Source organism: Methylobacterium sp. E-066 (genome assembly GCF_022829635.1).
Taxonomy (GTDB): Bacteria; Pseudomonadota; Alphaproteobacteria; order Rhizobiales; family Beijerinckiaceae; genus Methylobacterium.
This window is the reverse complement of record NZ_JAKSYO010000089.1, coordinates 46,346-60,552: the sequence shown is the minus strand read 5'-3', so window position 1 is coordinate 60,552 and position 14,207 is coordinate 46,346. Positions and strand designations below refer to the sequence as shown.

The following is a 14,207-nucleotide window of genomic DNA, read 5'->3' as shown; positions in this document are numbered from 1 at the left end:
TGTGCGGGATGCGAGCCTGAACGCGCATCCTATTCCCTCCCCTCATCCTGAGGTGACCGCGTCAGCGGGCCTCGAAGGAGGGGGCCAGGGATCTCTGCGGCTTCCGGAAGGCTCCATCGAGGCGCCCGCTTTGCGCGCGCATCTCAGGATGAGGCCGAGACCGGGATTCCCTGGGTCTCGAACCGACTCCGAAGCTTACGCCTCGGCCGACTTCACCTTCAGCACCTGACGGCCGCGATACATGCCGGTCTTCAGGTCGATGTGGTGGGGACGGCGCAGCTCGCCCGAATCCTTGTCCTCGACATAGGTCGGCGCCTTGAGGGCGTCGGCCGAGCGGCGCATGCCGCGGCGGGAGGGGGAAGTCTTGCGCTTCGGAACGGCCATGGCAAAAATCCTTCGTGATGCCGCGGGCAAAGCGGCGCGCGGGCGGCTCCTCGATCGAGGATCGCCTCGCACACCGCGGGATACGGATGAGGGCGCGCTTATAGCGTCGGCGCCCGCCTCTGGCTAGAGGCGCGGCACCACAACCGTTAAGCCCGGGTTCAAGTCGCCGGAACCACATCTGGTGAGACGGCGCCGCGGAGCGGGCCGGCCCCTCGGGAGACACGCCATGGCTTCCTCCAAAACGACCTTTGCCGTCCTCGCCCTGCTCTCGAGCCTGATGGCGGCGCCCGCCTGGGCGCAGTCGCCCCAGACCTCGAGCCCCGCGACCCCGACCGCCCCCGCCAAGCCGGCGGCCCCGAGCGCGCCGGTCGCCGGGCCGCCCAACGCCGCCAAGGGCGCCCTGATCGACCTCAACAGCGCCAGCGCCGCCGAACTCGACGCCCTGCCGGGCATCGGCGCCGCCCGCTCCGCCGCGATCATCAAGGGCCGGCCCTATCGCGGCAAGGACGACCTCGTCTCCAAGAAGATCATCCCGCAGAGCGTCTATGACGGGATCAAGGACAAAGTGATCGCCAAGCAGAAATGATTTTTATCGGGGGCGGCGACGGGCTGCCGCTCGCGAGCGGTTCACATATCGGTGCCGGATAAGGGCAAAGGCCGGCCCCAAGCGCGTCTCCCTCCCCCCTTTGCGGGGGAGGGTGGGCCTCGCGTCAGCGAGGGTCGGGAGAGGGGAACCCGGGTTCAGACGAGGGCGCGACCGGCAAAACGGGCAAAGCCCTATCCTGCGCCGTCGCTCCCCTCTCCCGACCCCCTCCGGGGCCCTCCCTCCCCCGCAGAGGGGGGAGGGAGGGCGCGTGTCTGCTGCAACCAGCTTCTCGTCCCGCGGAAAACGATCCGAACTTCGTTCTGTGTATCCCCTGCGCGCCCGAAGGAGTGAACGCGTCGCGGCAGGAGCCTGCCCCGCCTACTCGGCGATCGCCCCCTGGGGCATGGAGAAGCCCGGGGGCGCCTTCTCGGCGGCCTTCGGGGCCGGGCGCTTGGCTGGGGCCTTCTTCTTGGCCTGGGCCTTCGGCGGCGCCTTGACCGCCGGGGGATCCTCGCAGGTGCGGAACGTGAGCTGCGCCAGGGTCGACCCCTCCTCCGTGACGATGGCGATCGGATCCGCCAGGGTCGGCAGCGTCGGCTCCCAGCGGATCGGCCCACCGAGCATCGCCTCGATCGCCGCCGGGGCCGTGCCGCGCCGCAGCGTGGTGAAATCGGGCCCGTAGGCGGTCGCGACCTTGCCGGCGATCACCACCTGCAACACCTCGTTCACCTCCGGCGTCAGCGGCCGGAGCGGGTTCGTCGTCTTCACCTGCCCGGCCCGGGTGATCACCATGGTGAAGCCCTTGCCGCTCTCGTAGCGGGCCGCCCGGGCACCGCAGGGCTGCACCGGGGTCGGCGCGGCGGCGGGCGTGGGATTCGGCGCCGGGGGCGCCGACGGGTCGGGCGCCCGGGGCGGCTCGGCGACGGGCGCTTTCTGGGCCGGAGGCTGCTGCGCCGGCGCCGCCACGGCGGCCGTCTGGCAGGCCAGGAGGGCGAGGATCAGCCGGGCCGCGCCGGGACCGATACGCCTCATCGCGCGGCGTCCGGGGTTCCGGGCCGCGGCGGCTCGATCCGCTGCGTGCGCTCGGGGGCTGGGATCGGTTTCAGCTCGAACGACTCCACATCCAGAAGACGCGGGTCGAGCACCTCGGCCTGCCGGTCGATCAGGCTCGGCGACGGGCCGACCGGACCGATCAACAGGTGCTCGTCCTCGGCGTCGAGTTCGGAGCCCATGCGCAGCGGCTTGCGCCGGCCGCGGGCGGCCATGGCGATGACCGCGACCCCGGCCACGGCACAGATCAGCACGGCCAGGATGATCAGCAGGCGCTCCATGAGGCGGCAAGCTCTAGCCGCCCGCGGCGGCGCCGTCACCCCGTCACGCGTGGAACACGCCTTGCCTATAACAGTAGAGGCGAGACGATCGGAGCCGGGACGGATCCATGCAGCACGAGCCGAGCCGCGAGCCCGAAGAGCTGGAGAGCCATCTCCTCGGCCTGATCGAGAATGCCCGGGAGCAGGCGCGGGAGGACCCGTTCCGCAATCCGGTCCTGGCCGTGACGCTCGCGATCACCCGTCGGTTCGACCGGAACGAGATTTCCGCGGGCGACCTCGACGGCCTGTTCGCGCGGCTGCGCGCCGCGGCGCTCGCGGCCCGGGCGGAGCGGCTGCGCAGCTATGTCGGGTTGGAGGCCGGGCCGTCCGATCCCCACTCCGCGATTCCCGCCAGCCTCGTGGCCGCGGCCAAGGACGGACCGGAGGGTCTCTCGGCCTTCGCGGCCTTCATCCACCGCACCGCCTTCGCGGTGGTGTTCACCGCGCACCCGACCTTCGGGATGCCGAAAGCCGTGGCGGCCCTGCTCGCCCAGGCCGCGAGCCTGCCCGATGCGTCGGCTCGCGCCGACCTGATCGCCCGGGCCGCCGCGCTCTCCACCCGGCCGGACGCGCCGATCACCCTGGATGCCGAGTTCGAGCAGGCCTGCGCGGCGGCCAATAACGGCCGGCTCGCCCTCGACGCCTTCAACGGCGCCCTGCTCGACGCCGCCCGCGCCCGCTGGCCCGACCGTTGGACCGAGCTGACACCCCGCCCCTTCGCCATCGCCAGCTGGGTCGGCTGCGACACCGACGGGCGCACCGATATCGGTTGGTGGGACACCCTGCGCTACCGGCTGATCTCCAAGCGCATGCAGTTCGACCGGGTGATGCGCGACTTGCCCGAGAGCCCCGCCTGCCGGGAGGTCCGGGGCCTCGCCGAGGGGGCGCTTGCCGCGGTCAACCGCCAGCTCACGGTCGCGCCCCGGCTCGGCGACAAGCCGTCGCTCGAATCGGTCCACCGCTTCGCCCTGGCCCTGATCATCGAGCGCGAGCGCGCCCAGACCGATGCCGGCGCCCTGGTCGCCGGCCTCACCGCCGCCCTGGAAGCCGCCGACGAGGCCGACAAGCGGGCGATCGTGATCCTGCGCTCGGGCGTGGCCACCCACGGCCTGTCGAACGCCCTGCCGCATTTCCGGCTCAACGCCAGCCAGATCCACAACGCCGTGCGCCGGGTCATCGACCTGGAGGGCGAGCCCACCGATTCCGCCCAGCGCCGCTCGCATCTCGCGACCATCCACACGCTCTTAAACGACGTCCGCCCGGTGGCGGTGGATTTCGGCGCGCTCGCCGCCGAGCGGGCTTCGGCCGCCCGGCTGATGATGACCATCGCCCAGATCCTCAAGCACGTGGACGGCACCCACCCGGTGCGCTTCCTGATCGCCGAGACCGAGACCGGCTACACCCTGCTCGCCGCCCTCTGGCTCGCGCGCCATTACGGCATTGCCGACAAGCTCGAGATCACGCCCCTGTTCGAGACCGCGAGCGCCCTGGAGCAGGGCATCCGGGTGCTCGACGATGCCCTGCGCAACCCGCACTGGCGCCAATACCTCAAGCGGATCGGCCGGCTGACCGTGCAGTTCGGCTACTCGGATTCCGGACGCTATGTCGGCCAGCTCGCCGCCACCTTCTGGATCGAGCGGCTGCGCCTGCGCATCACCGAGATGCTGGTCCAGAACGGCCTGGCCGATGTCGAGCTCGCGATCTTCGACACCCACGGCGAATCGATCGGCCGGGGCGCCCACCCGACGTCGCTGCGCGACCGCCTTGCCTACCTGGCCCCCGAGGATGCCCGCGACCGCGCCCGCAAGGCCGGCCTGAAGGTGCGGCTCGAATCGAGCTTCCAGGGCACCGACGGCTACCTGCTCTACGGCACCGAGGCCCTGGCTCAGGCCAGCGTCGCCCGCATCGCCGAGCACGTCTATGCGCTGGACATCGCCGAAGACGACAGCTTTTCCGACTACGCCCTGAACGACCCGGCGGAGGGTGCCCACGCGAAAGACGACCCGATCTATTCGGAGCCGGACTTCGCCCTCGAATTCTTCACCGCCGCCCGCCAGGACATGGAGGCCCTGGTCGACGATGCCGGCTACGCCGCGCTGCTCGGCACCTTCGGCCCGAGCCTGATCGACCGCACCGGCTCGCGTCCGGTGGCCCGCCAGACCGACAATGGCGGCCCGGCCCGCGTCACCCATCCCCGCCAGATGCGGGCGATCCCCAACAACGCGATCCTGCACCAGCTCGGTTTCCTGGCGAACTCCCTCCACGGGATCGGCCGGGCCGCCCAGCGCGGCCCCGACCTGTTCCGCGACATGCGCCGGGATTCGGTGCGTTTCTCCCGGGCCTTCCGGCTGGTGCAGCACGCCGCGGCCGCAGGCGATCTGGACGTGCTGCGCGCCTATATCGACACCCTCGACCCGGCCGTGTGGCTGGAGCGCGCCCGGCGCACCCAGAAGGATTTCCGCCGGGAGGAGCTGGTGGTGATCGCCGGCGCCCTGGAACGTCTCGACCTCGCGGCATCGCTGCGCGGCCTGTTCGGCCGCCTGACCCGCGACTGGCTGGCGCTCACCACCGCCGCCCCCGACCTGCCCGGCATGTCGGCCCGGCTGACCCTGCTGCACGCCCTGCGGCTGGCACTGATCCACCGGATCTGGTTCCTGGCGGTGCACATCCCGGGCTTCCGCCCGCAGGCGGGCATCTCCCGCGAGCAGCTGCTGGAGCGCTTCCTGCGCCTCGACATCGACGGCTGCCTGAAGCTCCTCGACGAGATTTTCCCGGTCACCCCGGACCCGACGCTCGGCCTCAACTTCGGCGAGCCTGCCGGCCCCAGGGATGTCGGCACCTACGAGGCCGAGCACGCCAACCTGTTCCAGCCGATCCGCCGGCTGTTCGACCAGGTGCGGGAGATCTCGGGGATGATCCAGCACGAGGTCGGGGCGTTCGGGTAGGGGGCAGCTGAGGCTGCCGGGCCCCGATCGCTACGGCTCCCCAGCGGGATACCGGGTCGCGATACGGTCGAGCAGGATGTGGGGCACGGTGAGGGCCGACAGCATCTGGAGCGTCAGGGTCAACAGGTTCGCCGGTGCATCGGGGGCGCCGGACGCGTAGAGCGGCCAGAGACCCGCAGCGAGCAGAAGGGTCTGCCCGAAGACAGGCAGCGCTGCGCGGACAGCGCGCCGGATCGTATCGACACTGGGTGCCTTCGACGGATCCCGGATCAGTGCCCGGACATGGCGGGGCCCATGAAGGCCGACGAAGTACAGGGTGAACGCGGTCAGCGGCGGCAGAGACCAGAAAGCGAGCGCGAGAAGCGCCATCTCGATCAGCACGGCCGCCCGCCGCCGCCCCGTCAGGAGCCAGGCTGCCGTAACAGCAACCCAGACCCAGGCCGCGACCGCCCACCACACGGGAAGCTGCGGCATCGGCACCCGCGTGACCACCGCGAAAAGCCCGGCCGTCTCCTCGGGCCGCAGCAGGGCCGGCAGGGCGATCGGGAGCCCGCCGCGAACGAGGGCCTCGACGCGCCGGCCCGGGCCGGCATCCTCCTCACCGAAATGCAGCACCGACAGCGCCAGGAACCCGGCCAAGATCGCGCGGGGTGCCACCTGCCAAGCCAGGAGCACCAGGGCCGAAAGCCCGAGATACGGCACGGCAAAGACCGCGAACCACACGCTCCCGTAGCGGGGGCGCAGCAGAGGCGCCGCCACGGCCCCGTCCAGAGCGCCGTGGGGAACCCCGAAGACGATCACGACGGTCAGCGCCACCAGCCACGCGCTCTCACGCGGCAGGAGCGCGGAGGCGATAAGACCGACGGCGACCAGTGCCCCGACCAGCCGCAGCAGTCCCGTCCCCGATGCGCGAACGGGATGGCGGCTCGCCCGGACAGACTCCCCGCGGGAGAGGATGGACGAAAGAGCCGCCATCCGCGTCAGGCCGCCCGGCGCAGCGGGGCGGATTTCGGGCTCTCCGCCAAGTCGCGGTCGACGGCCCGGGTCGTCTCCATCGTGGCCATGATGCCGTAGACGACCTTGGCGGTGAGATCCAAGATCGCGATCACCGCCAGGGCGAGGGTCGGCGACAGGAAGCCGAGGCCGTCCTGGCCGATGAGCAGCACCACCGGGTAGGCACACCAGACGCCGGTGAGGAACACGGCATTGCGCAGGAAGGCTTTTCGCACGTCGGCGCGCTCGGCGGCATTCTCCTCACGCAGCTGCACGAAGATCCCATAGAACACGGCGACGAACGCGCCGCAGGAGATGGCGAACCACGTCCACTTCACCGCGGCGACGTTGGACAGGCCGAAGGCCAGGGCCGTCACGATCATGATCAGGTCGGACCCGATCAGCCCCCAGACCACGGCCGGCCGGCGCATCCCGGAATGCATCGCGGTCCGCGACAGGCCGAGCAGCAGCAGGGGCGTGGTGAACGTCCAGTCGATGTAGCGCGCGAAGTAGAACTGCCGCATGGCGTCTGCCGCATCGGGACCGGCGGGGAGAACCAGACTCCCCTGCCCGGTCGCCATGGCGAAGTAGGAGCAGGCCGCGATGATCGGCACGATGCCGTGGATGATCCCATCGGCTTCTTCGGCAGGGGTCCGGCGCTTCGCCATGAACAGGATCACGGCGGCGCCGGCGGCCATGCCGGCAAAGCCGAGCCACAGCCAGAATTGAGGCGTCATTGATATCTCGTGGGAACAGGGATGAAAGGCGCGCTCGGAAACGTGGCGGCCGCCTGCCCAATCTGTGCCGACTGGGATCGTTGCGTAGGACGGTGGTCACAGTCGGGTGAGACGCTTCTCCTGAGTGTCACCGATGCAGATGCCGGAGCAGGTTTGCTCTACGGCGCGAAGGCTTTCGCCCCGTCGGGACGATAAAGGGTCGCACCGCGGCGCAACGCAGATCCGCCAGCGCCGCCGTCAGCCCACGAAGGATCTGATCGACTGGATTTCGGAGACGCCGTCGGCGCGCGTATTTCGCCAACGCGCCCGCCTCACACCGCCTCCACCTTCAGCACCGTTCCCGATAGCCCGACCACCCGCACGCGCGTGGCGGCGGGCAGATCCGGCCCTTCGATGCGCCAGAGCGTATCGTCGAAGCGGATGCGGCCGGTGCCCTGGACGATCGGCTCGGCGAGCACGCCCTCGCGGCCGATCAGGCCGCGGTCGGGGCGGTTGAGGATGGCGTCGTGCGGTCCGGCCCGGCGGTGCAGGCGGGTAGCGAGCCCGACGAGGACGACGGCAAGGCCGGCGAACAGCAGGGTCTGGGCCTGCCAGGGGATCGGGATCAAAGCGGCGGCGAGGCCGGTCGCCAGCGCCGCCAGGCCGAACCAGATCAGGAACACCCCCGGCACCACGATCTCGGCACCGGCCAGGACGAGGCCGGCGATCACCCAGCTCCAGGCCGGCCCGAGGGCCGCGAGGATCGCCAGCGGATCGGCCACGGATCAGGTCCGCGGCGCGACGTTGGGCGGCGTACCCGCGCGCCGGGGCGGGCTCGCTTCGCCGAAGACCGCGCGGGTGAGCTCGCCGATGCCGCCCAGCGTGCCCGCCAGCGCCGCCGCCTCGATCGGCACCACCACGACACGCTGGTTCGGCGCGGTGGCGAGCGCCCGCACCGCGTCGACGTATTTCTCCGCTACCAAAAAGTTCGCCGCCGCGATGTCGCCCTCGGCGATCGCCCGGCTGACCATCCCGGTCGCCGCCGCCTCGGCTTCGGCGGAGCGCTCACGGGCCTCGGCGTCGCGGAACGCGGCCTCGCGGCGGCCTTCCGCCTCCAGGATCGCCGATTGCTTGCGCCCCTCGGCGCGCAGGATCTCGGCGGCGCGCTGGCCCTCGGCCTCCAGGATCGAGGCGCGCTTCTCGCGCTCGGCCTTCATCTGCCGGGCCATGGCGCCGGCGAGGTCGGCCGGGGGCACGATGTCCTTGATCTCGATGCGGTTGATCTTCACGCCCCAGGGCGAGGCCGCCGCGTCGAGCACCCGCAGCAGGCGCTCGTTGATCTCGTCCCGGTGGGCGAGGAGCTGGTCGAGATCCATCGAGCCGACCACGGTGCGGATGTTGGTCATGGTCAGGGTGGTCATGGCGAGGTCAAGGTTCGAGACCTCGTAGGAGGCCCGCGCCGCGTCGAGCACGAGGTAGAACACCACCGCGTCGATGGTCACGCCGGCATTGTCGCGGGTGAAGGCTTGCTGGCTCGGGACGTCGATCACCTGCTCCATGACGTTCACCCGCCGGCCGATGCGCTCGACGAAGGGGATGATCAGGCCGAGGCCGGATTCCAGGGTGCGGTTGTAGCGGCCGAACCGCTCGACCGTGAAGACGTGGCCCTGCGGGATCATCTTCACGCCGGCCGCCAGCGTGATCACCGCCAGCGCCGCGGCACCGACCGCGAACGTGCTCAACCCGATCGTGAGATCCATCGCCGCCAAGCCCCCGTCCCCTTGCCCGCCACGCGACGGGCGGCTCAGATGCCAGCGTACCAGCTGAACCCGAGGCCCGCGACCAGGCTGCCGCGGCCGTGGCCGATGCCGTCGACACGGTCCACAGCCTCGATGCTGGCGAGGTATTTCAAGGACTTGTAGCCGAGCTGGCGCTCCACCCGCAGGCGCACAGGGGCGCCGTGGGCCACCGGCAGGTCGGAGCCGTTCATGCCGTAGGCCAGGATCGTCTGGGGATGCAGGGCGTCGAACAGGTCGTAGCTGTCCCACCAGCCGTCGACGCTGCGGATCACCACGTAGCGCGCCTCCGGGCGCATCCCGACGGCGGCGAGCACCAGGGACAGCGGCACGCCGGTCCATTGGCCGATCGCCGACCAGCCCTGCTCGCAGGAATGGAGCGTGATCTGCGTGCGCGCCGGCATCGCCTTCAGCTCGGCCAGCGAGAACGCGCCCGGCCGCTCGACGAGTCCGGTGACCGGCAGACGCCAATCCGAGAAGCCCAGCGCCTTCGAACGGCGATAGGCGGGGTCGTCCGGGTCGGTGGTGTTGATCGTCGGGAACACGGCCGAGATCGCTTCGGGCCCGAATTCCCGGGCGAGCGGCTGGCGCGCCAGCAGCAGGCGCTGCCCCGCGAAGGTCAGCCAGTCGCTCAGGCCGTAGGGGTTGGGGCGCAGCTGCGGCGCCCCGGGCTCGCAGCCGCCGACGAGGCCGGCGGCGCCGAAGCCGGCGGTCCCGAGGATCAGGCGGCGTCGGGTCAGCGCGCTCATCGGGTCTCCTCCGCGTTGCCGGCCCGCCCGACGGTCATGCCGCGCATGAGTTCCACCGGCCGGTTGGCCAGCACCTGCCAGATGTGGATGGCGAGGAACGCCACCATCGCGAAGGCCGACAGGAAGTGGATCGTCCGGGCCGATTGCCGGCCGCCGAACAGGCTGAACAGCTCCGGCCAGGCCGCGGTGATGCCGGGCGACATCGTCAGGCCGGTGAGCAGCATCAGCGGCGCAAGCACCAGCAGGACGACCAGATAGGCGATCTTCTGGAGGGCGTTGTAGCGGCCTGTGGGCGGTGCCCCGCCGCGCAGGTGCAGGTGCGCCCGGATCTCGCCGGCGAGCGCCCGCGGCCGGATCTCGGCGGGCTCCGGCAGCAGGCGCCGCCGCAGGTGCCCGCGCAGCAGGGCAAGGCCCAGATAGGCGGCGCCGTTGAGGACGAAAATCCAGGCGGCCAGGAAATGCAGGTTGCGCGCCCAGCCGGTCTGCTCGAGATCGACCGGCAGCGGCAGGGTGATCCAGGCCGGCGCGTCGTTGGCCCCGGTCTCGCCCCAGAACAGCTTCGGCAGGGCCAGCAGGATCGCGGTGCCGCTGACCATCAGCGCCAGGGTCGCGGCCGCGCCGGTCCAGTGGGTCAGGCGCACCCAGGCCGGATGGCGGACCCGGCTGAATGGTCGATCTGTCGTCTCGATCATCATCGGTTCAGACCGCGGCCCTTATGTAGTCGGGAACGCGCTGCGTCCGTCGTCGCTCCCGGCCTCGATGACGCAACGCTTGGTGAAGACAAGATGGGCATGATACCCGCCACGCTCGCTGCGGACGAAAATCCTCTCGCTCCGCTGCGGCCGGCAAAGATCCCCACACAACCGGATTCGGTGCGCGCGTGAAGATCGCTGTCCTGGCACATCTGAAGTACCCGATCGGCCAGCCCTATGCCGGCGGTCTGGAGATGCACACCCATCTCCTCACCGTGGCGTTGAAGCGGCACGGGCACGATGTGACCCTGTTCGCCAGCCGCGGCTCGGACCCGGCCCTCGATCCGGTGATGCTCTGCGACCCGACTGGCGACGCCCTGGCGGATCCCGAGCGCGAGGAGGCGATCGACGCGGCCGAATACGACGCCTACCGGCGCATGATGGAGATGGTGGCGGCCGGCGGCTTCGATCTCGTGCACAACAATTCCCTGCACGCCCTGCCCCTGCAGCTCAGCGCCCGGCTCGGGCTGCCCTGGGTCACGGTGCTGCACACGCCGCCCTTCGACGCCCTGGTCTCGGGCGTGGAGGTGGCCGATCCCGACATGGCCTTCCTGGCAGTGTCGCCGTCGCTCGCCCAGGAATGGCAATCCCTCGTGCCGGGCGCCCAGGTGGTCGATAACGGCGTCGACCTCTCGACCTTCGCGTATTCCGACGCGCCCGATGATCCGCCCTTCGTGTTCTGGTCCGGCCGGATCGTGCCCGAGAAGGGGCTCCACCTCGCCATCGACGCCGCCCGCGCGGCCGGATTGCCGCTGCAATTCGCCGGGCCGAAGCTCAATCCCGGCTACTGGGCGGCCGAGATCGCCCCGCGGCTCGGGCCGGACCTGACCCATCTCGGACATCTCTCGCACCGGGACCTCGCGCACCATATCGGCCGCGCCCGGGTGGCGATCGTCTCGCCGCGCTGGGAAGAGCCGTTCGGCCTGGTGGTTGCCGAGGCTTTGGCCTGCGGCACGCCGGTGGCCGCCTTCCGCCGGGGCGCGATGCCCGACATCCTCGACGCGCAATGCGGGCGCCTGGCCCGGCCGGACGATTCGCACGACCTTTCGGTGGCGATCCGCGAGGCGGCCGGCCTGTCGCGCCGCGCCTGCCGCGACCGCGCCGAGGCGCTCTACGACGCCGCCGCCATGACCGAGCGCTACCTCGAAACCTACGATGCCGTGATGGCGCGCTGCGCCGAGCGGGCCCGGCCGACGCTGCGGGTGGCCGGGGGACGGGCTTAAACGAAAGCAGTGCGGACCGCTCTCCCAGCAGGGCGAGTGGCTTTACACCTTTCGGGACAAGGCGCGGGTCCCCTCTCCCGTGCGGGAGAGGGACAGGGTGAGGGATGCGACCTCTCCGGAGAAACCTGGTCCCTCACCCCAACCCTCTCCCGCACGGGAGAGGGAGCGCGTCGCGGCCTGAACAAAGCGTTGTGTAGGCATCAAACCGCCCACGGACGCTTGGGGACGCGCCCGGCCTGCGAACGTGTGCCCCTCGTATCTGCGGGGCCCGCGCCCTTGCGAATAAGGGAAGTGCGCCCCGTCTTGCGTTCGCGACGATGAGGTTGGGAAAACCGCTATGACCCTCGCAACCGCCGCCCCGATCGCCCGGCCCTGCGTCGTCTGCATCCCCGCGCGCAATGAGGCGGAGCGGCTGCCGCTGCTGCTCGCCTCCCTGGCCCGGCAGGACGGCTTTTCGGCCGAGGCGCCGCTGCGGGTGGTGGTGCTCGCCAACAACTGCACCGACGGCACGGTGCCGGCGGTCCGCGCCCTTCAAGAATCGGGCGCCCTCGCGACCCTGGCCCTGCGGGTGATCGAGGCGGCGCTTGAGGGCGTGCAGGCCCATGTCGGCACCGCCCGGCGCATGGCCCTCGATTCCGGCGCCGACTGGCTCGACGCCGAGACCGGCCCGGATGGGATCCTGCTCACCACCGACGCCGATGCGCGCCTGCCGGCCGACTGGGTCGCGGCCAACCTGCGGGCGCTGCGGGCGGCCGACGTCGTCGGCGGGCGACTGGTGATCGACGCGGACGGCGCCGCCGATCCGCGGCTCGCCGAGCTGCACGCGCGGATCGAGCGCTACTGGGCCGCGGTCCGGCGCCTGGAGGACATCCTCGATCCGCCGCCGCACGACCCGGCCCCGCGCCACGGCGACCATACCGGCGCCAGCCTCGCCGTCCCGGTGGCGCTCTACCGCGCGGTCGGCGGGCTGCCGCCCCTGCCCTGCGGCGAGGACAATGCCCTCGTCAACCTGCTCCGGGAGAGCGGCGCCCGCCTGCGCCACGGCCCGGACGTGCGCGTGATGGTCTCGGCCCGGCACCAGGGCCGGGTCTCGGGCGGCATGGCCACCGAGATGGCCCGCCGCGCCCGGGTGCTCGACGGCGAGCCCTACCTCCTGCCCGAGGCGGCCCATTGGCAGGCCCTGGTCCTGCGCCGGGCCGCCCTGCGCCGGGCGTTCCACCTCGCCGGACCGGCCCGGGCCGAGGCCTGCGCCCGGCTCGGGCTCAGTGCCGACGAATTGGCCGCCCTGGGCGATTGCCCCAACGACATCGCCTTCGTGGAGCGGGCCGACCGCATCCTCGAATCGCGCAGCGCACCGGCGCGGGAATGCCCCCTCGACCGGGCGCTCGCCGACCTCGACGCCCTCGCCCTGTCGCTGCGGGACGCCGCGTGACCCGCGGGATCGGCTGGTACGTCCACCACCAGGGCGCGGGCCACCTGCAGCGCGCCCGCGCGGTCGCCGCCGCCCTGCCCCGGCCCTGCACGCTGATCGGCACCCTGGCGGAGTTCGACACTAGCGGCCTGGACGTGCTCGACCTGCCCGACGACCGCCCGCTCGGCGGATCGGACTTCGACGGACGGGACGGCGAGGCCGAGCGGCCCGAAGCCCTGCACTACGCCCCCCTGAACCATCCCGGCGTGCGTACCCGGATGGCGCGCATCGCCGAATGGGTCGGGCGGACCGACCCGGCCCTCATCGTGGTCGACGTCTCGGTCGAAATCGCGCTGCTGGCCCGGCTCCTGTCGGTCCCGACCCTGGTGGTGCGCCTCGCCGGCACCCGGACCGACAGGCCGCATTGCGAAGCCTTCCGCAGCGCCGCGCGCCTGCTCGCGCCCTTCCCCGAAGCCCTCGACGGTGCCGGCGTGCCGGACTGGATCCGCGCCAAGACGCATTATGCCGGCTTCCTCGGCGCGCCGGCTCAGACGGCTGCGGAGGAGAACGACGCCATCGTCGTGGTGTTCGGCCGCGGCGGCGCGGGGGGTGATGTGGCCGATCTGGCCGCGGCAGCCCGCGCCGTGCCCGACCGGCCCTGGCATGTGTTTGGCCCCGTATCGGGCTCCGCCGAGATCCCGAACAACCTGCACCTGCACGGCTGGGTCGATGACGTCGAGACGCGGATCGCCCGGGCGGCCCTACTGGTCGGCGGCGGCGGCGACGGCCTCGTGGCGCTGGCAGCCGGACAGGGCAAGCGCTTCCTGTGCCTGCCGGAGGAGCGTGCCTACGGTGAGCAGACAGAAAAGGCCGAGGCGCTGCACAGGCTCGGCGCCGCCATCGTCCATCCGGGCTGGCCGGCCGCCGAGGCGTGGCCCGGACTGGTCCGCGCCGGCCTGGCCCTCGACCCATCGGTGATCGCGGGCCTGCACCGGCCGAGCGCGATCCAGGATTGTGCGGCGGCGATCGAGGCGCTCGTCCGGCGACTCGGACGCGCCTGAGACGCGGCCGTTTCCCAAGACATCGCTCGGCCGATCAAACCACTCCGTCATCGCGAGCGCAGCGAAGCGACCCAGGGCAGCGAGCGATCCCAGATTGCGGCGTGTCCCTGGGTCGCTTCGCTGCGCTCGCAATGACGGTGAGGGCCGTTGCAATCCAGGCATAAAAAAAGGCGCCCGTCTGCGAGGACGGACGCCGGGATGAAGGGGCTCAGGAATCGGCT

14 protein-coding genes are annotated in these 14,207 nt (G+C 71.6%); 5 read left to right on the top strand and 9 right to left on the bottom strand.

The features are described 5' to 3' along the window. Positions 1-195 precede the first annotated feature (195 nt). On the bottom strand, positions 196-384 hold the full coding sequence (gene rpmF, locus MKL20_RS10700) for a 50S ribosomal protein L32 (RefSeq protein WP_003601373.1): 189 nt from the start codon (positions 382-384) through the stop codon (positions 196-198). A gap of 226 nt (positions 385-610) precedes the next feature. Between rpmF and MKL20_RS10695 the strand changes: the two genes are divergently transcribed. Further along, a complete protein-coding gene (locus MKL20_RS10695) occupies positions 611-970 on the top strand; it encodes a ComEA family DNA-binding protein (protein ID WP_244036653.1) in 360 nt (119 codons plus the stop codon). A 378-nt stretch (positions 971-1,348) separates the two neighbouring features. On the opposite strand, the gene MKL20_RS10690 is transcribed toward MKL20_RS10695, so the two are convergent. Both MKL20_RS10690 and MKL20_RS10685 read right to left on the bottom strand, forming a co-directional pair. Then, positions 1,349-2,002: a hypothetical protein gene (locus MKL20_RS10690; protein WP_244036652.1), complete on the bottom strand. Its 654-nt coding sequence runs from the start codon at positions 2,000-2,002 to the stop codon at positions 1,349-1,351. After that, on the bottom strand, positions 1,999-2,301 hold the full coding sequence (locus MKL20_RS10685; protein WP_244036651.1) for a hypothetical protein: 303 nt from the start codon (positions 2,299-2,301) through the stop codon (positions 1,999-2,001). Before MKL20_RS10685 ends, MKL20_RS10690 begins: the two co-directional genes overlap by 4 nt. A gap of 107 nt (positions 2,302-2,408) precedes the next feature. Between MKL20_RS10685 and MKL20_RS10680 the strand changes: the two genes are divergently transcribed. Continuing rightward, entirely contained in the window at positions 2,409-5,285 is a 2,877-nt protein-coding gene (locus MKL20_RS10680; RefSeq protein WP_244036650.1) for a phosphoenolpyruvate carboxylase, read from the top strand. 30 nt (positions 5,286-5,315) lie between these two features. On the opposite strand, the gene MKL20_RS10675 is transcribed toward MKL20_RS10680, so the two are convergent. The 6 genes from MKL20_RS10675 to MKL20_RS10650 all read right to left on the bottom strand — a co-directional run bounded on the left by MKL20_RS10675 (position 5,316) and on the right by MKL20_RS10650 (position 10,234). Next, positions 5,316-6,101 carry a Brp/Blh family beta-carotene 15,15'-dioxygenase gene (locus tag MKL20_RS10675; protein ID WP_244036649.1) on the bottom strand — a complete coding sequence of 262 codons (786 nt, stop codon included), beginning with the start codon at positions 6,099-6,101 and terminating at the stop codon, positions 5,316-5,318. Between the two features lie 164 nt (positions 6,102-6,265). Then, positions 6,266-7,015, bottom strand: coding sequence for a bacteriorhodopsin (locus MKL20_RS10670; RefSeq protein WP_244036648.1), 750 nt, complete (start codon positions 7,013-7,015; stop codon positions 6,266-6,268). Positions 7,016-7,326: 311 nt separating this feature from the next. Continuing rightward, entirely contained in the window at positions 7,327-7,776 is a 450-nt protein-coding gene (locus tag MKL20_RS10665) for an NfeD family protein (protein ID WP_244036647.1), read from the bottom strand. A gap of 3 nt (positions 7,777-7,779) precedes the next feature. Further along, positions 7,780-8,754: an SPFH domain-containing protein gene (locus MKL20_RS10660; RefSeq protein ID WP_244036716.1), complete on the bottom strand. Its 975-nt coding sequence runs from the start codon at positions 8,752-8,754 to the stop codon at positions 7,780-7,782. 44 nt (positions 8,755-8,798) lie between these two features. Further along, positions 8,799-9,539: a molybdopterin-dependent oxidoreductase gene (locus MKL20_RS10655; protein WP_244036646.1), complete on the bottom strand. Its 741-nt coding sequence runs from the start codon at positions 9,537-9,539 to the stop codon at positions 8,799-8,801. Then, positions 9,536-10,234 (bottom strand): cytochrome b/b6 domain-containing protein, encoded by a 699-nt coding sequence (locus tag MKL20_RS10650; RefSeq protein WP_244036645.1) that lies wholly within the window; start codon positions 10,232-10,234, stop codon positions 9,536-9,538. The genes MKL20_RS10655 and MKL20_RS10650 overlap by 4 nt, the downstream gene beginning before the upstream one ends. A 185-nt stretch (positions 10,235-10,419) precedes the next feature. On the opposite strand from MKL20_RS10650, the gene MKL20_RS10645 reads away from it, so the two are divergent. From MKL20_RS10645 to MKL20_RS10635, 3 genes are all read left to right on the top strand, one after another. Further along, a complete protein-coding gene (locus tag MKL20_RS10645; protein ID WP_243971066.1) occupies positions 10,420-11,514 on the top strand; it encodes a glycosyltransferase family 4 protein in 1,095 nt (364 codons plus the stop codon). A gap of 337 nt (positions 11,515-11,851) precedes the next feature. Next, positions 11,852-12,946: a glycosyltransferase gene (locus MKL20_RS10640; protein ID WP_244036644.1), complete on the top strand. Its 1,095-nt coding sequence runs from the start codon at positions 11,852-11,854 to the stop codon at positions 12,944-12,946. Continuing rightward, on the top strand, positions 12,943-13,986 hold the full coding sequence (locus MKL20_RS10635) for a glycosyltransferase (RefSeq protein WP_244036643.1): 1,044 nt from the start codon (positions 12,943-12,945) through the stop codon (positions 13,984-13,986). The genes MKL20_RS10640 and MKL20_RS10635 overlap by 4 nt, the downstream gene beginning before the upstream one ends. Positions 13,987-14,207: the final 221 nt, after the last annotated feature.

Excerpts from the sequence above, each read along its gene's own strand:
- rpmF (WP_003601373.1), bottom strand. The coding sequence starts at position 384 with ATGGCCGTTCCGAAGCGCAAGACTTCCCCCTCCCGCCGCGGCATGCGC.
- MKL20_RS10695 (WP_244036653.1), top strand. The coding sequence starts at position 611 with ATGGCTTCCTCCAAAACGACCTTTGCCGTCCTCGCCCTGCTCTCGAGC.
- MKL20_RS10690 (WP_244036652.1), bottom strand. The coding sequence starts at position 2,002 with ATGAGGCGTATCGGTCCCGGCGCGGCCCGGCTGATCCTCGCCCTCCTG.
- MKL20_RS10685 (WP_244036651.1), bottom strand. The coding sequence starts at position 2,301 with ATGGAGCGCCTGCTGATCATCCTGGCCGTGCTGATCTGTGCCGTGGCC.
- MKL20_RS10680 (WP_244036650.1), top strand. The coding sequence starts at position 2,409 with ATGCAGCACGAGCCGAGCCGCGAGCCCGAAGAGCTGGAGAGCCATCTC.
- MKL20_RS10670 (WP_244036648.1), bottom strand. The coding sequence starts at position 7,015 with ATGACGCCTCAATTCTGGCTGTGGCTCGGCTTTGCCGGCATGGCCGCC.
- MKL20_RS10660 (WP_244036716.1), bottom strand. The coding sequence starts at position 8,754 with ATGGATCTCACGATCGGGTTGAGCACGTTCGCGGTCGGTGCCGCGGCG.
- MKL20_RS10655 (WP_244036646.1), bottom strand. The coding sequence starts at position 9,539 with ATGAGCGCGCTGACCCGACGCCGCCTGATCCTCGGGACCGCCGGCTTC.
- MKL20_RS10650 (WP_244036645.1), bottom strand. The coding sequence starts at position 10,234 with ATGATGATCGAGACGACAGATCGACCATTCAGCCGGGTCCGCCATCCG.
- MKL20_RS10640 (WP_244036644.1), top strand. The coding sequence starts at position 11,852 with ATGACCCTCGCAACCGCCGCCCCGATCGCCCGGCCCTGCGTCGTCTGC.